Below are 24,545 nucleotides of genomic sequence, written 5' to 3' on the forward strand. Positions count from 1 at the left end.
GAGGCTCAGTCCCGCCGATCCAGGTATGCGGCCAGCGCCGGCCCGATCACCGCGAGCGACTCGCCCTCGACCATGTCGTTGTGCCCGCAGTCGACGGGGTGCTCGTCGATGTCGCCGGTGACCAGCGGGCGCCATTCCTGCGCAGATCGCCGGTCCCCGTCACCGTCGCCGAGGGCCGGGAACACCAGCAGATCGCCGTCGTACACCTGCGGCACGTAGCGGTGCACCAGCAGTCGCGAGTTCGCATAGCCGTCGTCGATCCGCTCGAGGTGCGCCCCGGTGATGCCGCCGGCGGTTCCGAAGTGCGCGTCGATCATTCGCGCGGCGTCGTCGTAGGTGAGATCCGACGCGGTGACTTCGAGTCCCAATCCGCGCAGCAGGTCGGCGAGGTCGAGACGCCCGAGCAGCGGAGCGGTTCCGTCGTCGGGGTAGCTGTCCATCACGGCCAGAGCACCGACGGGCCGCCCGCGCCGCTGCAGCTCGACGGCCATCGCGTGCGCCAGCACACCGCCCAACGACCAGCCGAGCAGATCGCACGCGGCGTCCGGCGCGATGGCCTCGATCTCGTCGACGTAGCTCGCGGCGAGTGCCTCCACGGACGCGTACTGCGGTCCCCCGGAGATGCCCGGGAGCTGCAGACCGAACACGGGCCGTTCCGGCGGCAGGAATCTCACGAGACCCGCATAGCCCCAAGACAATCCGATTCCCGGGTGCACGCAGAACAGCGGCCGGCCGTCCCCCTCCGCCCGGAGTGTGATCACCGGTGCGAGGGCGGCTCCGACGTCGTCCGGCGCCGAGGTCTCGAGGCGGCGCGCCAGACCCGCGGGCGTCGGATTCAGGAACAGCGCCTGCAGCGACACTCGCGTGCCCATCCGCGCACTCAGATCCGCGACGAGTCCGGTCGCGAGCAACGAGGTTCCGCCGAGGTCGAAGAAGCTGTCGTCCATGCCGATTCGCTCGACTCCGAGGACGTCTGCGAACGCGTCGACCACAGCCGTCTCGACCGGGCCCTGCGGCTCCCGGTACACCGCGGGCGCCGCCAGGAAGGCCGGGGGCGGCAGGGCATCGCGATCGAGTTTGCCGGTCGGCGTGAGCGGAACGCGATCGAGAACCGTGACGGCCGACGGCACCATGTGCGCCGGCAGGTGACGGGCGACGGCGCGGCGCATCTCGTCCGGGTCCACGTGCGCGTCGACGGTGGGACACACGTACGAGCACAGCAGCATGTTGCCGGCCGGCCCCCGCCGGGCAAGCGTGACCGCGAATCCCACGCCCGGCTGCGCCGCCAGAACGGTGTCGATCTCCCCCGGCTCGATCCGGAAGCCGCGCACTTTCACCTGGAAGTCGCTGCGGCCCACGTACTCGAGTGTGTCGTCGGTCCGCCAGCGCACCAGGTCACCGGTCCGGTAGAGCCGGTCTCCGGCAGCGCCGAACGGGTCCGCGACGAAGCGGGCGGCCGTGGTTCCCGGACGGCGATGGTAGCCGCGCGCGAGCGCCGATCCGGCGACGTAGAGTTCCCCGACCACCCCGCGGGGCACCGGGTGCAGGCGGGAGTCGAGCACGACCTCGCGGACACCCCGGATCGGGCCGCCCAGCGTCACCGGCCGGTGCGGGCTCATCGGCGCGCTGATGTTCGCCATGATCGTCGTCTCCGTCGGGCCGTACGCGTTGAGCATGGTGCGCCCCGGCGCCCAGCGCCGCACCAACTCCGGCGGACACGGCTCCCCCGCCACCACGAGCGTCCGCAGGCTCTCGAGGCCCACCGGATCCAGTGAGGCCAACGTGGTCGGCGTGACGAACCCGTGCGTCACCCCGCCGGTGGCGAGGATCTCGGCGAACTCGGTGCCGCCGTAGATGTCCGGGGGCACGACGACCATCGTCGCTCCCGCACTGAGTGCCATCACCGTCTCGAACACCGACGCGTCGAAGCTCGGCGAAGCGAAGTGCAGTGTCCGCGCCGTCGGCGTCACCAGGAGCCGATCCCGCTCCTCGGCAGCCAGGTCGGCCAGGCCCCGATGGGTCAGCACGACACCCTTCGGCGTACCGGTCGAACCGGACGTGTAGATCAGGTAGGCGGGGTGGTCGGCACGCAGGGGACGCCTCCGGTCGGCGTCCGAGATCGGGGTGGCCGGCTCGGCCGCGACGGCCTCCGCGACGTCCGGGTCGTCCAGCACCACCCAGTCGAACGAGCCGGGGACTCGCTCCCGGCACGATCGCACCGTGACACCCACTGTGGCACCGCAGTCGGCGAGCATCCGCGCTATGCGCTCCGCGGGATAGTTCGGGTCCACCGGCACGAAGGCCGCGCCCGTCCTGGCCACCGCCCACACCGCGAGCACCGACGACACCGATCGAGACAGGCCCAGCGCGACGTACCCTTCCGGCCCGGCTCCCATCGCGATCAGGTGGCGAGCCAACCGATTCGCCCCCTCGTCGAGCTGCCGGTACGTCAGCTCGCGGCCGTCGCACACCACTGCGAGGGCATCGGGATTGCGCGCGGCCGAGGCGAGCAGATCGGGCAGGAGCAGGGGCGGCGCGTCCGGGGCGCCGCGCGCGGGCGCCAACCCGGCCAGTTCGTACGGGTGCAGGATCCCGATATCACCGACGGGCCGTTCCGGATCGGACGAGGCGGCCTCGACGATTCGCACGAAACGATCGGCGAAGCCCTGCACGGTCTCCCGATCGAACAGGTCGGTCGCGAACGCCACGACACCGGAGATCCCTGCGGGCTCTCCGATATCGTCGAACCGCTCACCGAGCACGAACTCGAGGTCCTCCTTGACCATTCCGGCGCCGATCGACACGCCCTCGAGCCGCAACCCGGACAGCTCGACGCCAGCGCTCTCGTCGTTCTGGAACTCCAGGGCGACCTGGAACAGCGGCGAATACGCAGTCGAACGGGCGGGGTCGAGTTCCTCCACGACACGCTCGAACGGCACGTCGGCGTGCGCGAAGGCACCGAGATCGACGTTGCGCACCGACTCGAGAAGCTCCGAGAACGATCGCCGCGCATCGACTCTCGTGCGGAGTGCGAGGGTCCCGACGAACATTCCGACGAGATCGTCGAGGTCCCGCTCGCCGCGGCCCGCGACGGGGGTGCCGACCACGATGTCATCGGTGTCCCCCAACCGGGCGAGCAGCACCGCCAGGGCCGCGTGAATCGTCATGAACAGGCTCGAGCCGTGATCGCGTGCGAACGTCAGGAGCCGGCGGTGCAACCCGGGATCGAGCGCGAACTCGACCCGGTCGCCGCGGAAGGACTGCTGGATCGGCCGAGGACGATCGCTCGGCAACCCCAACAGGTCCGGCGCGCCCGACAGCGTCTCGGTCCAGTAGGCGAGCTGGCGCGACCGGAGGGAGCCCGGATCGTTCTCGTCGCCCAGGAGCGCCCGCTGCCACAGTGTGTAGTCGGCGTACTGGACGGGCAGCGGATCCCAGTCTGGAGGCCGACCGGCGGTCCGTGCGACGTACGCCTGCATCAGATCGCGCGACAGCGGCCCCAGCGACAGCCCGTCGATCACGATGTGGTGCGCGACGAGGACCAGGACATGCAGGTCCGGAGCCAACTCGAACAGTCCGCCGTCGACCGGAACTCGCTCCGTCACGTCGAATCCCGTCGCGATGATCGCGCGCGTGCGGACCGTCAACTCGTCGTCGCCCGAGACCGCCACCGGCTCGAGGTCGATCGTGACCTCGGCGGCCGGGCGGACGTCCTGGATCGGGCCGGCGGCGCCCACCGGAAAACGCGTGCGCAACGCCTCGTGCCGGGTGAGGACGTCGCCGACGGCCGCACGCAACGCCGACGAGTCGAGAGCCCCGGTCAGGCGCACCGCCATCGGCACGTTGTACGCGGGAGAGGACGGGTCGAACTGGTTGATGAACCACATCCGCTGCTGCGCCGCCGACAACGGGATCTCCGCGGGGCGCGGCATCACCTCGAGCACGGGACGGCCCGACGGCCCGGTGTCGGCGTGCTCGATCCGCTCGGCAAGCGCAGCCGCAGTGGGGGCCTCGAACAGCGCCCGCACGCCGAGGTCGACGCCCAGTGACGCGTCGAGTCGTGCCACCGCGCGGGTCGCGGACAGCGAGTTGCCGCCGAGGTCGAAGAAGTTGTCGCCGGTTCCCACGCGACCCAGTCCGAGAACCTCCGCGAAGGCCCCCGTGATCGCTTCCTCCACGGGATCGGTCGGGGCCTGGAAGGTCGTTGCGGCGAGACCGAACTCCGGTTCGGGCAGCGCCCGCCGATCGAGCTTGCCGACCGGGGTGAGGGGGATGTCGTCGAGCACGACTGTCGCGGTCGGGACCATGTACTCCGGCACCCGCTCGGCGAGGTGTCGCCTCAGCTCGTCGACGTGTACGTGATGGCCGTCGCGCGCGACGACGTAGCTCACCAGCATGGTGTCGCCCGCCGGCCCGCGGCGCCCGAGGGTGGCGGCGAACCGCACATCGGGATGCCCGGTGAGGACGGCGTCGATCTCCCCCAGTTCGATCCGGAAGCCACGGACCTTCACCTGGAAGTCGCTGCGCCCGCGATACTCCAGCTTTCCGTCGGGCCGCCACGCACCGACGTCTCCGGTCCGGTACATGCGGTCGCCCGGAGCGCCGTACGGGTCGGCGACGAACCGGGCCGCGGTCAGTCCGGGCCGTCGGTGGTAGCCACGGGCCAGTCCGGGCCCCGCGATGTAGACGTCGCCGGCGATCCCCGCAGGCACCGGACGCAGGCAGGAGTCGAGCACGGTCTCGGTGACGCCGGGGATGGGCGGGCCGAGGGAATGCTCGGCCGGCCGATCCGCGGCGGACTCCTCGAGGTTGACGACCATGGTGGTCTCGGTGGGGCCGTACGCATTCAGGATCCGGCACTGCGGCAGCCAGTCCTCCACCAGTTCCGGCGACCAGGACTCGCCGCCGACCAGGACGCACTCGAGGTCGTCGAGGCCGGAGGGATCCACCGACGCGAGCGCCGCCGGGGTGATGAACGCGTGCGTGACACGCCGTTTGCGCAGAACCGCCGTCAGTTCGCTTCCCCCGTACACGGTTCGGGGGACGATCACCATCGTCGCGCCCACCGCGAAGCACAGCAGGTACTCGACCACCGACACATCGAAACTCGGTGACGAGAAGTGCAGGGTCCGCGCGTCCGGGGACAGCCCGCAGCGATCACGTTGCACGTCGGCGTAGTTGCCGAGACCCCGGTGCGTGACCGAGACGGCTTTCGGGCGTCCCGTCGAGCCGGACGTGTAGATCAGGTAGGCGACGTTGTCGAGTAGCAGGGGTGCGGTGCGATCGGCGTCGCTGACGGCGTCGGCCGGCCACGTCTCGTACGCGCGCTCGAAACCCGGATCGTCGAGCACCAGCCACTGCAACGTGTCCGGCAACCGGGACCGGTGTTCCCGGGTCGTGACACCGACCGTCGCGCCGGAATCGGCAAGCATGGTCGCCACCCGCTCCGGCGGATAGTCGGGGTCGATCGGCACGAAGGCGGCCCCCGACCGCGCCACCGCCCACACCGCGAGTACCGACTCGAACGATCGTGCAATCCCCAGCACAACCATCGATTCCGGGCCGATCCCGAGATGGGACAGGTGGCGGGCCAGCCGGTTGGAGCGCCGGTCGAGGTCCCCGTACGTCACCTCCCGGCCGTCGCCGACGAGCGCGAGCGCCTCGCCGTCGCGGGCTGCGGCGGCGTCGAGTATCGCGGCGAGCGTGCGCGGCGCGGCGCCGGGTCCCGTACGCATCGGAACGAGAGCACGATGCTCGGCCTCCGAGAGGAAGTCGAGCGCGGCGACGCGGCGGTCCGGCTCGTCGGCGAGGAAACGCAGCACCCGCAGTAGGCGCTGGGCAATGGCAGCGACCTCCGACTCCGGGAGCACGTCGGGTCGGAACTTCATGGTCACGTTGAGTCCGTCGCGCACCGCCGCGACCACGCTCAGCGGATAGTGCGCCGAGTCGCGTGCGTCGATACCGACGACCCGTAGACCGGCGATCTCCGTGCCCGAACCGTCGGCGTCACGCAGGGGATACGACTCGAAGACCGTCAGCGTGTCGAAGACCGCGCCGGGACCGGCAGCCCGCTGCACGGCTTCGAGTCCGGCGTGGTGGTGATCGAGCATCGCCGTCTGCTCGGTCTGGATCCGCGCGAGGAGATCACCGAGACTCTCGTACGGGTCCAGGCGGATCCGGACCGGGACGGTGTTGATGAACAGGCCGACGGCCGTCTCGACGCCCGCGAGGTCCGGCGGCCGGCCGGAGACGGTCGCGCCGAAGACGACGTCGTCGCGACCGGTCAGGAGGCCGAGCACGATTCCCCACGCGGTCTGCACGACGGTGCTGAGGGTGATCCCCCGGTCCTGGGCGCGAACGCGCAGCCGAGCGGTCAGGTCGGCATCGAGCCGGAAGGGTAGATCGCGGGACTCGACGTACCGGTCGGTGGCCGCCGATCGGTCGGCGAGCAGCGTCGGTTCGGCGGCGCCGGCGATCGCGTCGGTCCACGCCCGCAACGTCACCGAATCGTCACGGGTGGTGAGCCAGTGCAGGTAGCGGCGGTACGAGGTCGGTGTGGAGAGCCCCGACGGGTCGCCGTCCGCCGCGTAGAGCGCGAACAGGTCCTCGAGCAGCAGCGGCGTCGACCAACCGTCGAACAGGATGTGGTGGTTGGTGACGACCAGGCGTTCGGCACCGCCGGGCATGTGCACCAGTGTGATTCGCAGCAACGGTGCGTGCGAGAGGTCGAATGCCGTCGCGCGGTCCGTGTCGAGCAGCTCACGCATTCGCGCGGCGGCCTCCGGCTCGCTGTGTTCGCGGAGGTCGATCTCGCTCCACGGCACGTCCACTGCACCCTGCACCACCTGTACGGCGTCGCCACCCGGCGTGCGGACGAACGCCGTCCGCAGGTTCGCGTGCCGCCCGAGCAGCGCGTGCGCGGCACGCTGCAGCCGCGGAACCTCCACGGCGCCGTCGAGTTCGAGGACCAACTGCACCAGGTAGGCGTCGGCGGCGTCGGCCGAGAGTTCCGAGTGGAACATCATGCCGCGCTGCATCGGGGACAGCGGCCACACCTCGGACAGTTCCGGGTAGCGGTCCTCGAGGACCTCGATCGCCCCCTGATCCAACGCGACCAGGTCCAGGTCGGTGGGGGTGAATCCACCGGCGCCCGGTGTGCCCGCGCGCCGCGCGATCGCCTCGGCCGCGCGTTCCCACCACTGCGCCAGCCGCTCCACCTCACCGCGGTTGAGGAGCCCGCGCGGAAAGTCCCACGTCGCGGTGATCCGGTGGCCGTCCGGTCCCGACACCGCGGCAGCGTTGACGTCGACCACCGCGGGCGCCGACAGCTCGGGTGTGGCCACTCCCCGCAGCTCGGCGTCCTCGACCGGTAGCCACGCACCGCCCGCACCGGTGTCGAATCTGCCGAGGTAGTTGAAGCTGATCTCCGGTACCGGGCGGGCGGACAACACCGGCCGGGTCTCGTCGTTCAAGTACCGGAGGAGACCGAAACCGATGCCGTGGTCGGGAATCGAGCGCATCGTTTCCTTCACGGCCTTGACGACGGTGTCGGATGCCGGGCCGCCCGTCGTCGCCGCATCGAGGTCGGTGTCCGACAGGTCGAATCGCACGGGATGGAGCGTGGTGAACCAGCCGACCGTGCGGGAGAGGTCGGCGCCGGGTACCACGTGATCCTCGCGGCCGTGTCCCTCGAGGGTGACGGCCACGGCGTCGACGTCGACGCCGCGTTCCCGCCGCCACTGCGCCACCGCGAGCGCCAACGCGCTGACCAGGCCGTCGTCGACGGAGCCGTGGAACACGCGCGGCACGGTTGTCGTGAGTGCGCGGGTGACCTCGGCCGACAGTGCGATCTCGACCCGATCGGTGGTGGCACCGACGTCGACGTTCGGATCCAGTTGCCGGACCGCGAGACTCGGCCCCACCGGTTCGGTCATCGACCGCCACAGCTCGAGCTCGTCGACGCGGTCCTGCGCGGCCGTCACGAGCCCGTCCGCCCACGTCCGCATCGACGTGCCGACCGGCGCGAGGTCAGGGTCCCGGCCCGCGACAGCCCCGGTGTACGCGGCCACCAGATCCGGGATCAGAATCCGCCACGACACTCCGTCGACCGCGAGATGATGCACGACGACGAGGAGCCGAGCGCCGTCGGGCGCGGTGAGGAGCACGATCTGGATGATGCTCCCGGAGAGCGGGTCCAGCCGATCGGCGGCCTCCTCCAGCGCCACCCGCGCCGCCTCGGTGAACGCGGAGCCATGCACCGTCGGGACGGCCACCGTGCGCATCACCGAGCGTCCGTCGACCGCTCCCGGAGGACGCACCGTCAGGCGCCTACCCGTGCGCGAGCGGTCGTCGTGCCGCAACTGCGCACGCAACATGTCGTGCCGGTCGAGCACCGCGTCCACGGCGGTGGCCAGCGCGTCCGGATCGAGGTCGACCGGCACGTCGAGCACCAATGACTGTGCGTACCGGTGGAAGTCACCGGAGCGCTCCGCCAGCCAGTGCACGACGGGTGTGGTGGCGACGTCGCCGACACCGCCGCCGGGTAGTTCGGGTAGCAGTTCGACGCGGGGCCGGTCGAGCTGCGCGGCGACGTCCGCGAGACGGGCGACGGTGCGGCACTCGAACACGTCGCGCGGGGTGATCGTCACGCCGGCGGCCTTGGCGCGAGACACCAACTGGATGGACATGATCGAGTCGCCGCCGAGCCCGAAGAAGGAGTCGTCGACACCCACCGACTCGGCGCCCAGGACATCCGCGAACAGATCGGTCAGGATCCGCTCGACGTCGGTGGCGGGCGGGCGGCCCTCGCCGCCCACCGGCCGCGGGTCCGGAAGCGCCGCGCGGTCGATCTTGCCGTTCGAGGTGAGCGGGAACTCGCCGAGCACCGTCACCGTGGACGGCACCATGTACGACGGCAACCGCTGCCCCACTGCGTCGGTCACCGTCTCGGCAGTCACGGTCTGCCCCGGTTCCGGGACGACGTACCCGAGCAGACGATCGGCGCCCGCGGACTCGGCGCGGGCCAGGACCACCGCCGCCGCGACACCGGGCACCGCGGCCAGTGCGGCCTCCACCTCGCCCGGCTCCACCCGGAACCCCCGCACCTGCACCTGGAAGTCCGCGCGCCCTATGTACTCGAGATCGCCCGACCGGGTCCACCGCACCCGGTCACCCGAGCGGTACATCCGCCGCGACGGCACGCACGGATCCGGGACGAACCGCGAGGCCGTGAGGTCCGGGCGGTGCAGGTAGCCCCGCGCCACCTGAGGGCCCGCCACGTACAGCTCGCCCACCACACCGACCGGTACCGGGTGCAGCCGGTCGTCGAGGACACGCACGCCGATTCCCGGTAGTCCGACGCCGATCACCGATCCGACGGTCCGGGGGGAATCGACCTCGGCGGCATCGACAGGGTGCCACGTGACGTGCACGCACGTCTCGGTGATCCCGTACATGTTGATCAGCGCGGGGCGGTCGGCACCGCGGCGCGCCACCCAGTCCGCGAGTCGTGTGGCGTCGAGTGCCTCGCCACCGAACACCACCCGGCGGAGGGCGAGGGGACGATCCGAATCGGCTTCTGCGCGCGCGAGTTGACCGAAGGCCGAGGGCGTCTGGCTGAGCAGTGTCACCGATTCCGCCGCCAGCAACGCGAGGAAGTCGTCGGGTGCTCGCGCGGTGTGCCCGTCCACGACGACGACCCGGCCACCGAATCCGAGGGCACCCCACAGTTCCCACACCGCGAAGTCGAAGGCATAGGAATGGAACAGCGTCCACACGTCGGACGCGTCGAAACCGATGACGTCGCGCGCCCCGGACAGCAGCGTCACGACGTTTCGATGGGTGACGACGACGCCTTTGGGGCGTCCGGTCGAGCCGGACGTGTAGATGACGTAAGCGGGTGAGTCCGGGTGCAGCCGGCGAACACGCTCGTGGTCGGCGACGGGCCCCGACGGTCGGCCGTCGATCCGCTGCCGGACGTCCTCGGCATCCAGACCGACGATCTCGGTGTGCTCCGGCAGCGTGACGTCCGAGAGCCCGGCCGCCGATCCGGCGTCGGTGAGCAGCGTCCGCGCTCCCGCGTCCCGGACCACGAATCCGATGCGCTCGGGCGGGTAGCCCGGGTCCACCGGAAGATACGCCGCCCCCGCCCGGACGATGCCCGCGAGCGCTGCGACGAGTTCCACCGTCCGTTCCATCGCCACCGCTACCACCGACTCGGGCCCGATGCCCCGTTCGATCAGCCAGCGGGCGAGCCGGTTCGAATGCGCATCGAGGTCGCGGTAGGTGATCCGCTCGTCCCCGCACACGACGGCCACGGCGTCCGGGTCCGCGGCGGCGGCCGCGCCGAACAGATCCGCCAGGGTGCCCTCCGCCGTCACGGGTACGGCGACCGGTGCGGGTGCGTCGATCAGTCCGACGTCACCGACCGCGATGCCCGGGTCCCCCGCGACCGCCGTGAGCAACCGGGACAGCATGCCGGCCAGGCCGGCCGCCGTGGACTCGTCGAAAATGTCGGTCGCGTAGACGATCTCGCCGCGCAAGCCTGCCGGCGCGCCACGTTCGTCGTGTTGCTCGCCGATCCCGAACTGCAGGTCGAACTTCGCTTCCCGCGCCTCGATGCCGACGGCCTCCACCGTCAGCCCCGGCAACTCGAGGCGGGGCGCCTCGACGTTCCGGAACTCGAGCAGCACCTGGAACAGCGGCGCGTACGACGTGGTCCGTTCCGCACCGGACCGCACGACGAGCCGCTCGAACGGCAGGTCCGCATGGGCGAAGGCCTCGACGTCGACGTCGCGCACCCGGGCGAGGACGGCCCCGAAGGCCGCCGCCGGGTCGATCTCGGTGCGCAACGCCAGCGTGTTGACGAACATGCCGACGACGTCGTCCAGTTCGGCCTCACCACGTCCGGCCACGGGCGTGCCGATCACCACGTCGCGGTCCTGGCCGATCCGCGCGAGCAGCACCGCCAACGCGGTGTGCACCACCATGAACATCGTCGAATCGTGTTGTTCCGCAATGTCGGACAGCGCGCGGTGCACGTCCGGGCCCACCGAGAGCTCGACACGTCCACCGCGCGTCGATCGGCGGGCGCCCCGCGGGCGATCCAACGGCAGCGTCGTCACCGGCGGTGCGCCCGCGAGCCGGTCGAGCCAGTACGCCTCCTCGCGGGCGAGCATCGACGACGGGTCGTCGGGATCGCCGAGGACGCGGCGCTGCCACAGCGCGAAGTCCGCGTACTGCACGGTCAACGGCTCCCAGCCGGGTGGTCGGCCGGCGACCCGCGCCGCATAGGCCACCGCGACATCTCGGGCCAGAGGCGCGATCGAGAAGCCGTCCGCGACGATGTGGTGCAGCACGAGGACCAGAACGTGCACCTCCGGGTCGGGGCGGAGGACGCGGGCCCGGACCGGAACCTCGTTCGCCACATCGAATCCTGCCCGCAGCAGGTCGCCGATGCGGGCGTCGAGGTCCTGGTGCCGCACCGGCTCGGCTTCGAGATCTCCGACGACGTCCGTGGCCGCGACGGTCACCTGCGAAGGCCCCGACGGGCCCGACGGGAAGACCGTGCGCAACGACTCCTGTCGTTCCACGACATCGGTCAGTGCGGCGCGCAGGGCCCGGGTGTCGAGCGTGCCCGTGAGCCGCAACACCATCGGCACGTTGTACGCGGCCGACGTGGGATCGAACTGATCGACGAACCACATCCGCTCCTGCGCCCACGACAGCGGCGGACGCTCCGGGCGCACCCCGCCGCGCAGTCCGGCGGGCGACTCGGCACGCGTGCGCTGCGCCGCGCGCTCCGCGAGCCGTCCCGCGGTGCCGCACTCGAAGAGGTCGCGCACATCGAGCCCGGAGCCGAGTGCCCGGTTGATCCGGGCCACCACGCGCGTCGCGCCGAGCGAATTGCCACCGAGCCCGAAGAAGTTGTCGTCCAGGCCCACCCGGTCGGCACCGGTGATCTCGGCGAAGACCGCCACCACCTGCTCCTCCGCGGGAGTGCGCGGCGCCCGGTAGGGCGCGGTCGGGCGGCCGAAGTCGGGTTCGGGCAGCGCGTCGCGGTCGAGCTTGCCGACCGGGGTGACGGGCAGCTCACCGAGAACCACGATCGCGTTCGGCAGCATGTGCCGCGGCAGTCGGCGCGCCGCGAACTCCGTCAGTTCCGCCACGTCGATTCCGTCGTCGGTCGCCGGCACGACGTACGACGCGAGAAGCGAATCGCCGGCGCCGCGACGGCGCGCCACCGTCACCGAGTGGGCCACCGCCGGGTGGGCCACCAGCACCGCCTCGATCTCGCCGAGTTCGATCCTGAGTCCGCGCACCTTCACCTGGAAGTCGCTGCGCCCCAGATAGTCGAGGGCGCCGTCGGGGCGGCGACGCACGATGTCACCCGTGCGGTACATGCGCGCCCCGGCCGCCCCGCGGGGGCAGGCCACGAATCGGGCGGCGGTCAATCCCGGCCGCCGGTGGTAGCCGCGGGCGAGACCGGCACCGACGACGTACAGTTCGCCGGGCACCCCGGGCGGGACGGGACGCAGGTACTCGTCGAGCACCAGCACACCGGTCCCGCGGACGGGCGTCCCGATCGGCACGTCGGCGCCGGGAACCAGCGGTGCGCTGAACGTCGTGACGATGGTCGACTCCGCCGGTCCGTAGCCGTCGATCATCGTGCGCCCCGTGGCCCAGCCGGCGACGAGTTCCGTTCCGACGGCGTCGCCGCCGACCACGAGGACGGCCAGATCGTCGAATCGGCCGGGTTCGACCGTCGCGAGCGCCGCCGGCGTGATGCACATGTGGGTGATCCGCTGCGCGACGAGGAGGTCGGCGAGCGCGGCTCCGCCGTACACGTCGGGCGGCGCGACCACGAGTGCGGCGCCCACCGCACCCGCCTGCAGCAGCTCCAGCACCGCGAAGTCGAAGCTCGGTGAACAGACGTGCAGGCACCGCGCGTCCTGCGAGATCGGGTAGCGGGAGTGCATCTCGTCGACCAGACTCGTCAGGCCGCGATGAGTGACCGCCACCCCCTTGGGCCGTCCGGTCGATCCCGACGTGTAGATCAGATAAGCGACGTCGTCGACGTGGATCGGGGCGGTGCGGTCCCGGTCGGTGACGGCGTCCGTCGATTCGTGCGCCCCCACAGTCGCGGGATCGTCGAGCAGCGTCCAGTGGACGGTGTCCGGGAGGTGACTCCGATCCGCCGCCGACGTCACTCCGACGCTCACGTCGGCATCCGCGAGCATGTTCTCGATACGTTGGCGCGGATACGCGGGGTCGACCGGGAGGAAGGCGGCTCCCGACTTCGCGACGGCCCACATGGCCTGCACCGACACGGCCGAGCGCGGCAACGCGCATGCCACGACCGCGCCGGGACCCGCACCCGCGCGGATCAGCGACCGCGCGAGACGGTTCGAGCGCTCGTCGAGCTCCCGGTACGTGAGGGATCCGTCGGCGGCGGTGACCGCGAGCCCGCCCGGGTTCGCGGAGGCCCCGGACGCGAGGATCTGCGGGAGCAGCGCCGGCGCCGACGCGGGACCGCCGCTCGGCAGCAATTCCTTCCGCTCGACCGGCGTCGACAGATCGATACGGGCGATCGTCCGGTCGTGGTGGTGGGTCACCACATCGAGCGCCGCCTGCACGCGAGCGCGCAGCAGTTCGGCGTCCGCCCGGTCGACCACGCCGGACCGGTACTTCACCGTCAGGTGCAACCGGTCGGTGAGCGCGGCTCGCAACGTCACGGGGTAGTGGGTGGCGTCGATCCCGCGCACCGCGGTGACGCTCAGGCCGGCGATGTCGGCGCCGCGCTCGAGGCCGGAGCGGTCGATCGGATACGACTCGAACACCGTGAGGGTGTCGAAGACTGCGCCCGGTCCTGCCGCCTGCTGCACGTCCGCGAGTGCGACATCGTGGTGTTCCATCAGCGCCGCCTGCTCGCGTTGCACACGACGAAGCAACTCCCCCACGGTTTCACGTGAATCCGTGCGCACCCGAACCGGAACCGTGTTGACGAGCAGACCGATCATCGACTCGATCCCGGGAACGTCCGCATGCCTACCGGACACCGTCGCCCCGAAGACCACGTCCGTTCGCCCGGTGAGGACTCCGAGCACGAGCGCCCACGCGACCTGGACGACGGTGTTGGGGGTGACGCCGTGATCACGGGCGACGCGCGTCAGAGCGGCCGTGTCGGAGTCGCTCAGAACCAGGTCGAGATCGTCTGACGCACCGGCGGTCTCCGGCGCGTCCGGCGCGACGAGCAGCGTCGGGTCCGCGACGCCGTCGAGTGCTCGGCACCAGGCCGCGACCGACGCATCGCGGTCACGCGTCGCGAGCCACGCGAGATAGTCGCGGTAATCGCCGGCCGGGAACGGCGCGGTCACGTCGGGTTCCGCCGCGTACTGCATCAGCAACCGTTGCAGCAGAAGCGGTGTCGACCAACCGTCGAGGAGGATGTGGTGATGCGTCAGCAGCAACCGGTACGACCCGTGCCCGACGCGCACCAGTGTGAAACGCAGCAGCGGCGGACGGTCCATCGCGAACGGTGTGGCGCGGTCCTCGGCCGCCAGTGCCTGCCAACGAGACTCGACGTCCGCGGGCGTCTCACCCGACAGGTCGACTTCGCGCCACGGCACCGTGACGTCGGATTCGATCACCTGGATCGTCTCGCCGCCGGCGTCGTCGACGAAACCGGCGCGCAGGTTGGGGTAGCGGTCGAGCAGGCTGCGCGCCGCATCCCGGAGTCGCTCGCGCGCCGGCTCGCCCCGCAGCTCGATCACCAGTTGGATCAGGTACGCGTCCGTGTCGGGCGCGTCCTCCGCCAGGTGTGCGTGGAACAACAGCCCCGCCTGCAGCGGCGTCACCGGCCACACGTCGGCCAGCCGGGGCCGTGTCGCCTCCAACGCGTCGATCCCACTCTGATCGAGCTCGACGAGATCCAGATCCGACGGCGTCAGTCCCCCGGCACCGGGGGTGCGGGCGTACCCGGCGAGCCCGTGCAACGCCTCCAGCCACAGCTCGGCGAGCTGCTGGACGTCTGCCCGGTCGAGCACTCCCGTCGGATACGTCCACGACGCCTGCAGCGCGCCGCCGTCGGGTCCTGCGCGCACCCCGGCGGAGATGTCGAGGGTCGCGGACACCGGCATGTCGGGGTCCTGGGTGAGGCCGAGACCCCCGGCCTGCACCGGCATCCACGGACCCGGTCCGGAGGCGGGGCCGTCCGCGACGGTGAGCCGGCCCAGATAGTTCAGCATGATCTGCGGCGACGACCGCAGGCGACGACCCGCGTCGCCGTCGAGTTCGGTGAGCATCCCGTAACCGATGCCGTGGTGAGGAGCGGACCGCAGGTGTTCCTTGACGAGTTTGACGGCCGCCCCCGCGGCAGGCCCACCGGCCCACGCGTCGTCGAGGTCGATCCCCGAAAGATCCGGCCGCACCGGGCGAATGGTGGTGAACCAGCCCACCGTCCGGCTCAGGTCGGCGCCGGGTACCGCGTCCTCCTCGCGACCGTGCCCCTCGACGCCGAGCAGCACGGCGTCGTCGCCCGGACCGCGCAGCGTCGTCCACCGTGCGACGGCCAGTGCGATTGCGGCGAGCAGCACGTCCTGGGCGGAGCCGTGAATCGCGGTGGGCAGACTCGTCAGCAGTAGCGCGGTGTCGGAGACCGGGGCGTCGACGAGCACCGTGTCCGTCGTCGCGTGTACGTCCCGATCCGGGTCCGGGTGGCGCCGGCCGATCGGTGGATCGGCACCGCCGACGACGTCCTCCCACAGGGACAGTTCGTTCATCCGGTCGGAGACGGTGTCGCGAAGGGCGTACGCCCACCTGCGCATCGACGTGCCGACCGGGTCCAGTTCGGGTCGGCGCCCGTCGACCGACTGGGCCCACGCCGCGGCGAGATCGGGCACGATCACCCGCCACGACACCCCGTCGACCACGGTGTGGTGAACGACGACGAGCAGGCGACCGCTTCCGTCCGGTCCGTCGAACCAGACGAGCCGGATCATGCTGCCCGCCGCGGGATCCAGTCGATCGGCGGACGCCTGCAGTTCCGCCTCCGCGAGACGTGCGAACCCGTCCTCGAAGTCCCGTACCGGGTATCGGGAGACGACGTCCCGGGCATCGACGGCCCCGATCGGGAGAACCTCGGTCCGCCAACCGGACTCGTCGTGGTCGAGGCGGGCACGAAGCATGTCGTGGCGGTCCAGGACCGCCTGCGCGGCCGCGAGCAGGTCCGACTCCCGCACCCCGTCCGGGAGGTTCAGCAGCACCGATTGCGCGAAGCGGCCGATCCTGCGACCGGTGCGCCGCACCAGCCACGCCAGGATCGGAGTGAGCGGTACATCGCCGACGCCGCCCCCGTCGAGCTCGGCAAGGGACTCGCCCGCTGCGCCGTCGGACATCGCGACCGCCGCGAGGGCCGCGACGGTTCGGCGATCGAACACGTCCCGCGGTGTCACGGACAGCCCGGCCGCCTTCGCCCGTGCCACGAGCTGGATCGACATGATGCTGTCGCCACCGAGATCGAAGAAGGAGTCCTCGACCCCGACCGTCTCCAAGCCCAGCACATCCGCGAAGACACGCACGAGGGCCGTCTCGGCGGGGGTCGCGGGCGGACGGGTCGCCGACACCTCGGCGCCGACCGCCGGCTCCGGCAACGCCGCGCGGTCGAGCTTGCCGTGCACGGTCATCGGGATCCGTGCCAGCACCGTGATGTGGCGCGGCACCATGTACGACGGCAATCGGGCGGCAACGATGTCGTGCAACCGTGCGGTGTCGACGTCGGCGCCCGCCGCCGGGACCACGTACGCCACCAACCGGTCACCGAGACGACCCACGCCACGGACGTCGGCGACCACGTGTGCCACGGCCGGATGCTGCGTCAGCACCGCCTCGATCTCGCCGAGTTCGATCCGGTGACCGTGCAGCTTGATCTGTCGATCGCCGCGGCCGAAGTACTCCAGTGTGCCGACGTCGGTCCACCGCACCCGGTCCCCGGTGCGGTACATGCGCTCGCCGGGTTCTCCGCTCGGGTCGGCCACGAAGCGGGCCGACGTCAGCGCGGGCCGACGATGGTAGCCACGGGCCAGCCCGGGCCCGGCCAGGTACAGCTCGCCGGGTGTGCCGACCGGGACGGGCCTGAGCCGATCGTCGAGGACGAGGGCGTGGAAGCCTCGGATGGGTCCGCCGATCGTCACGGCATCGCCCGGTTCCAGCCCCGCGCTCGCCGTCCCGATCACGGTGGTCTCGGTGGGGCCGTAGGCGTCGATCATCGTGCGGCCGCGCGCCCAGCGGGCGACGACGTCGGGCGGCAGCGCTTCACCGGCCGCGAGCACACACGTCAGGCGGTCGAGCTCGGCCGCACCGTCGGAATCGGCGCCCGTCGGTGTCATCGCCAGCGCGGTCGGTGTCATGATGCAGTGCGTCACCTGCTCGGACGCCAGCAGCCGACGCAGCTCCTCACCGCCGTAGACGGTGGGCGGGGCGATCACCAGCGTGGCTCCGACGCCGACCGCGAGCAGCAGTTCGAGGACCGACACGTCGAAACTGGGTGAGGTGAGCTGCAGGATCCGCGAGTCGGGTGCGGTCCCACACCGCTCGTGGAGGTCGGCAGCGAAGTTCGCCAGTCCCCGGTGCGTGACGGCGACGCCCTTGGGGACGCCGGTGGACCCCGAGGTGTAGATCAGGTAGGCGACGTCGTCGAACCGCAGCGGCGCCGTCCGCTCGTCGTCGCTTATCGGCCCGGTCGGATCTATTGCCGCGAAGGCGTTCTCGTCGACCGCTCGCCACGGGACGATGTCGACGAACGAGTCCCGCAGCTCCGCCGTGGTGAGTCCGAGCACCGCACCCGAGTCGCGCAGCATCAGCTCGATGCGGTCCGGGGGATGCGCCGGGTCGACCGGCAGGAAGGCTGCGCCGGACTTCGCGACCGCCCATACGCCGACGAGGTAGTCGAGGGACCGCGGCATGCCCAGCGCCACCACGGCGCCGGGACCGATCCCCTCGTCGATCAGTGTGCGGGCCAGTTCGTCGGATATCCGGTCAAGCTCGCCGTAGGTGACGTCGGCGCCCTCGAACCGGAGCGCGGGCCGCCTCGGATCCCTGTCGGCCGCGGCCGACAGCAGGTTCGGCAGGGTACGCGGCTCGATCGCCGGCAGGCCCCGGACCGGTGCCAGCACGGCATGTTCGGCGGGTTCGAGCAGTTCGATGTCCCCGACGGCGGTATCGGCGGACGCCGTCACCGCCTGCAGTATCCGCAGCAGCCGGTCGGCGAACCCGCGCACCGTCCGGGCGTCGAAGATGTCGGTCGCGAACACGATCCCGGCCGTCATGCCCGCGGCGGCGCCGTCGGTGTCGAACTCCTCCGCCACGCTCACCTGGAGGTCGAAATTGGCGATGTCGTAGTCGGATTCGACGGTGCGCACCCGAACACCGGGAAGTTGCACGTCCGGGCGCGCGATCGTGCGGAACTCGAGCAACACCTGGAACAGCGGCGAATGCGTGGTGGACCGGGGCGGATCCACCGCCTCGACCACCCGCTCGAACGGCGCGTCGGCGTGCATGAACGCACCCAGATCGGCCTCCCGGACCCGATGCAGCAGCTCCGCGAACGAACAGCTGCCGCCGACGGCGCACCGCAGGACGAGCGTGTTGACGAACATCCCCACCATGTCGTCGAGCGCGGCCGCGCCCCGGCCCGCGATCGGGGTGCCGACGGTGACGTCCTCGGTGCCGCCGAGACGGGCCAGCAGGACGGCGAGCGCGGCGTGCATCACCATGAATACGCTCGCGTCGTGTGCGCGCGCGAGTTCGACGATGCGTGCGTGCAGCTGCGCGGGGAGTTCGAACTCGACGCGGCCGCCCTGCTGTGAGCGCACGTCGGGACGGGCGCGATCGCACGGCAGGTCCAGCACCGCGGGAAGGTCCGCCAGGGTCGTCGTCCAATAGTCCAGCTGGCGGGCGAGCAGCGAGGCCGGGTCGTCGGCGTCCCCCAGCCACTCCGACTGCCACAGTGCGTAATCCGCGTACTGCACGGGGCGCGGGGCCCGCGACGGTACGCCCGAAGCGGTCCGCGTCGCATAAGCCGTCACGAGGTCGCGCGCCAGCACGCCCAGCGAGAAGCCGTCGGCCAGGATGTGATGCAGGACCACGGTCAGCACGTGCTCGGTGTCGCCGAGTCGGAAGAGACCGGCGCGTAGCGGCACCTGCGCCGAGACGTCGAAGCCCCGCGACATCAGGACCCGCATCCGCTGCTGCAGGTCGGCCTCGTCGTCGACGTCCGCGCGATCGATTCCGAGGCCGGTCCGATCGGGGGGCAGCACCTCCTGCCGGGGACCGGCGTCGTCGAGCGGGTAGACCGTGCGCAGCGACTCGTGCCGCGCCACCACGTCACCGATCGCCTCGTCGAGCGCGTCCCGATCGAGCGATCCCGACAGTTTCAGGGAAAGTGAGATGTTGTACGCCGCCGAGTCCGTGTCGAACTGGTTGACGAACCAGATCCGTTGCTGCGCGGGCGAGAGCGGAATCCGTGGGGGGCGGGGTCGCGCGACGAGGGGCGGACGAGCTCGTGGGCCCGCGTCCGTCCCCGAGACCCGGCGGGCCAGCCCCGCGACGGTGGGTGCGTCGAACACGTCCCGGATCCCGACGTCGACACCCGTCGCGTCACCGACGCGGGACGCCAATTGTGCTGCCACCAAGGAGTTCCCGCCGAGCACGAAGAAATCGTCGTCGACACCGACCTGCTCGAGCCCGAGCAGACCGCGGACCACCGCCGCCACGGATTCCTCGACGGGGTCACGGGGCGCCACAAGCACACGATCGGTGTCCTCGGGAGCGGGCAGCGCCGTGCGGTCGAGTTTGCCGTGCGCCGTGATCGGCAGATGTTCGAGGACCGTGACCACCGACGGCACCATGTAGCCCGGCAGCGTGCGCGCCGCGGCCTCGCGCACCGCGCCCGGATCCACCCGCACCCCGTCGGACGCCACCACGTAGCCGAGGACCCGGACGCCGGATGCCGCGTCGGAGGCGACCGCGACGGCCGAGCCCACCCCGGGCACCGCGCCGAGGACCGACTCCACCTCTCCGAGTTCCACACGGTAGCCACGGACCTGGACCTGCGCGTCGGCGCGCCCCGCGAACCGCAGCGTCCCGTCGGCCCTCCACGCGCCCAGGTCCCCCGTCCGGTACATCCGGGTGCCGGCGCCGAACGGATCCGCCACGAACCGGCCCGCGGTAAGCCCGGGCCGGTCCAGGTAGCCGCGTGCCAGCTGGGCACCGGCGACGTACAGTTCACCCACCACGCCGGGCGGCGCGGGATGCAGCCGCTCGTCGAGTACGCGGACCGCCATGCCCGGCAGCGGGTTCCCGATCGCGCCCGCGATCGCGTGCGACGCGGACGCCGCGCTCACCGGGCAGTGGGTGACGTGCACACACGTCTCGGTGATCCCGTACATGTTCGTCAGCAGCGGGTGGGTGTCACCCCGACGCTCGAACCACCCCGACAGTTGCCCGGGATCCAGCACCTCACCACCGAATATCACGTGCCGCAGCCGCAGTGCGGGTTCGCCGGCGTCTCCCCTCGTCACCGCTTCGACCAGTTGCCCGAACGCGCCCGGGGTCTGACTCAGGACGGTCACGCCCTCGTCGCGCAACAGGGCGAGGAAGTCGCGCGGAGATCGGGCCGTCTCGCGATCGACCACCACGACGGTCGCGCCGTGCAGCAGCGCGCCCCACATTTCCCACACCGCGAAATCGAATGCGTACGAATGGAACATCGTCCACACGTCCGACGCGTCGAACCGGAAGAGCGGCCGCGTGCGCTCGAACAAGGTGACCACGCTGCGGTGCGCCACCGCAACCCCCTTGGGTCGTCCCGTGGAGCCGGACGTGTAGATGACGTACGCGGCTGCGTCCGGTCGCAACCGCACCGTCCGGTCGTCGTCGGTGACCGGGTTCGAGGGCATCTCGGCGATCGCGGCTCCGACAGCGTCGGCGCCGAGATCGACGAGCGGGACGGCGGTGGGGACCGACGACAACCGGTGCGCACCGGCGGCATCGACGAGGACGCACGCCGGTCGGGCATCGGAGAGCAGGAAGGCGACGCGCTCGTCCGGGTACTCGATGTCGACGGGTACGTAGGCGGCCCCCGCGCCGACGACCGCGGCGAGGGCGACCGGCAGGTCCACCGACCTCGTCATCGCCACGGCCACCCGCGACTCCGGCCCGATTCCGCGCTCGATCAGCCAGCGGGACAGACGGTTCGTTCGGTCGGCCAGCTCCCGATACGTCAGCCGGGACGCGCCCGCGACGACGGCGACCGCCTCCGGGTGCGCCGCAACCGCCCGGGCCAGCAGGTCGGGGAGAGTCGCCGGTGCGCCGAGTGTGTCCGGCGCCAGCCTCGACAGTGCACGTTCGGGCGCGTCGGTGATCTCGAGATCTCCGACCACGACGTCGCCGTCCGCGGCGATCGCGTCGAGAATGCGGTGCAGACGCCGGCCGGCGCCCGTGATGGTCGCGTGCTCGAACAGATCACGTGCGAAATGCAGTGCCAGCGAAAGACCCTGTGGATGCCCGTCCCGGTCGACCTGTTCCCGCACACTCAACTGCAGTTCGAACTTCGCGACGCCGGTGTCGATCTCGCGCACGTCGGCGACCACGCCCGGCAACTCCACCGTGGTGGTCACGGCCGTCTGCAGTTCCAACAGCACCTGGACGAGCGGGGCGTGCGCCGGTGAGCGGTCGGTCGCCAGTTCCTCGACGAGGCGCTCGAACGGCAAGTCCGCGTTGGCGAGGGCCGCCAGGTCGATGTCGCGGACACCCGCCAGCAGTTCGACGAACGTGGACGCCGGGTCGACGTCGGTGCGCAGCACCAGAGTATTGACGAACATGCCCACCGATTCGTCGAGTTCCGGGACCGTCCGTCCCGCCACCGGGGTGCCGATCGCGACGTCCCGCCCCGCTCCGAGGCGCGCCAGCAGCGCCGCGAACGCGGCATGGAGCACCATGAACAGCGTGCAGTCGCACTCGCGCCCCAGGTCGAGCAGTCGCCGGTGCGTGTCCGCGCCGACGTCGAGCGTGACCGTTGCCCCGCGGGTCGTCATCGTCGCGGAGCGTGGGCGATCGTGCGGCAGCGCGATGGCAGGCGGAAGGTCCGCCAACCGGGCCGTCCAGTACTGCAGCTGGCGGGCGGCGACCGACCGGCCGTCGCGCTCGTCGCCGAGCATGTCGCGTTGCCACAGCGCGTAGTCGGCGTACTGAACCGGCAGCGGGGTCCAACGGGGTGGACCGCCCGCCCGCCGCGCGGCGTACGCGACCATGACGTCGCGCGCCAGCGGCGACACGGACTGCCCGTCCGCCGCGATGTGGTGCACGACCACCGCCAGTACGTGTTCCTCCGGCCCGAGCCGGAACAGCTGCACGCGCAGTGGAGGTTCTTCCCGAACATCGAATCCCGCCACCGACACTCGGCGAATCTGCTCCCATGCCTCGTGCCGTTCCGCGGCCGCCGGTGTCACGTCCGGCACGGCCGACTCGGCGGGAACGATCACCTGGTGGGGGCCTTCGGCATCCACCGGGAACACCGTGCGCAGCGCCTCGTGACGCTCGACGACGTCACCGATCGCAGCGCGCAGTGCCGCGACGTCGAGCTGTCCGGTCAAGGTCACCGCGAACGCGATGTTGTACACCGGCGAACCCGTGTCGAGCTGGTTGACGAACCACATCCGCTGCTGCGCCGGTGAGAGCGGCAGTCGCGCCGGTCGATCCGGGCGCGCGAGTGGCAGGAGCGGCACCGGTGCGTCCGTCGCTCCGTCCGTCTCCCTCGACGCGCCGACGTGCCCCGCGAGGCGGTGCGCGGTGGGTGCCTCGAACAGATCGCGCACCGTAAGCGTCACGCCGAGGGCCGCGTTCAACCGGGCCACGACCTTGGTGGCCACCAGCGAGTCGCCACCGAGATCGAAGAAGCTGTCTTCCGGCCGAACCGGGCGGTTCGCGTGCAGAACCTCGGTGAAGACGTCCACGATCACCTGGTCGGTGACGTCGTCCGCGTCCGGTTCACGCTGCTCGGACGGCGCGGGTTGCTCCGACCGGACGGAGAGTGGCGTCGGGTAGGCCGATGTGGGGGCCGGGGCGGCGCCCAGGTGCACCTCCGCGAGCGACCGCTGCGGATCCGCGGCGACGAATCGTTCCAGGAAGTCCAGGAAGCGCCGGTGGTGGGAGGCCTCGATCTCTGCCGTGTACCGATTCGGGTTGGCCCGAAAGTCGACGAACGTTCTTACCGGCGTGCCGGATTGGTAGACGTTGACCAGCAGATCGTCCACCGGACCGGAGGTGATGATGTGGAACTCCGTCTCCAGCGAATCCATCACGATCTCGGGATGGAAGAACATCACGTTGACGATCGGCGCCGTGAGATCCGTTCCGAGATCGCGCTGGATGTCGGCGCGACTGCATCGTTGATGTCGCAGCGCTGCAACCAGTTCGACCTGCACCCGGCCGACGAGGGCGCCGACGGTGTCGTCGTCGCGCATCTCGACCCGGATAGGCACCAGGTTGACGGTCATCCCGCCCGACCGCCGCAGTACGGCCGTGGTGCGCGCCGAGACGGGGATGTCCACGACCACGTCGCGGCTGCCCGTCGTGCGACTCAGGAAACAGGCGAACGCGGCGATGATGCGCGCCGCGGCCGAGGCGTCCGGCCCCTGTCCGTCCTCGGACCGTTCGAGCCTACGCATCGCCCGGTTCGACAACGGCGATGTCACGAGCCGACTTTCGGCCACCGCGGGCGCACCGGCACCCACGAGCGTCACGCCGCGGACGCCGTCCAGTCGGTGCGCCCAGTACGCCCGGTCCGTATCGTGTCTATCCGACGCCCGATAACGCTCGTCGATGTCGTGGAGGGATCTCAGATCGGTCGCGGCCGGCGGATCCGGTTCGCGTCCCTCCACCGCGGCGGTGTAGAGGTGGGCGATGCGGTAGAGCATGGTCGCCGCGCCGTAGCCGTCGAGTGCGATGTGGTGACTTCTGCTGTACCACAAGAAATGTCGATCGCCCACCTGGAGGATGACGGTCTGGACGAGACGGTCCACCGACAGGTCGACCGGAGTGGCGATCTCGCGTTGCATCCACACGTGCGCCGCTGCCACGGGGTCGATGTGGGCCCGGAGGTCCACCAGCTCGATCGACGTGTCCCGGGCGGGGTCGACGTACTGCATCGGATCACCGTCGACGGTCACGACCCGCAGGAACGGGGATTCGAACTCGTGGGCCGCACGCACGTTCGCCGCCCGTAGCCGGTCGATGTCGAGGGGGCCGTGGATGTCGACGTACTGCGCGATGAACAAGGGGACGTCGGGCGCGAGTTGCTGCGCGAACCACAGCGCGCGCTGCGCCTCCGACAGTGGGAACCGGCGCGGGGACGCCTCGACGCCGGTCATGTGAGGATCGGGAGGTTCGGGTGAATCCACGTATCGCCCCCAAGGAGGTTCGCTTCGCCACGGTGGCTCGCGCCACCGTCGTCTGACGAGAACTCCCTCGGGCGGAAGCCGTCCTACGAC

1 protein-coding gene is annotated in these 24,545 nt (G+C 71.2%); it reads right to left on the reverse strand.

What is annotated here, in order from left to right; translation table 11 throughout:
• Positions 1–5: 5 nt before the first annotated feature.
• Entirely contained in the window at positions 6–24,425 is a 24,420-nt protein-coding gene (locus C7H75_RS22000) for a non-ribosomal peptide synthase/polyketide synthase (RefSeq protein WP_233281812.1), read from the reverse strand.
• Between the last annotated feature and the right edge of the window lie 120 nt (positions 24,426–24,545).

The organism is Rhodococcus (subgen. Prescottella) equi (genome assembly GCF_003013675.1).
In the GTDB taxonomy this organism is placed as follows: domain Bacteria; phylum Actinomycetota; class Actinomycetes; order Mycobacteriales; family Mycobacteriaceae; genus Prescottella; species Prescottella equi.

What these genes read in the sequence shown, in the direction of transcription:
- C7H75_RS22000 (WP_233281812.1), bottom strand. Translation starts at nt 24,425, where the DNA reads ATGACCGGCGTCGAGGCGTCCCCGCGCCGGTTCCCACTGTCGGAGGCG.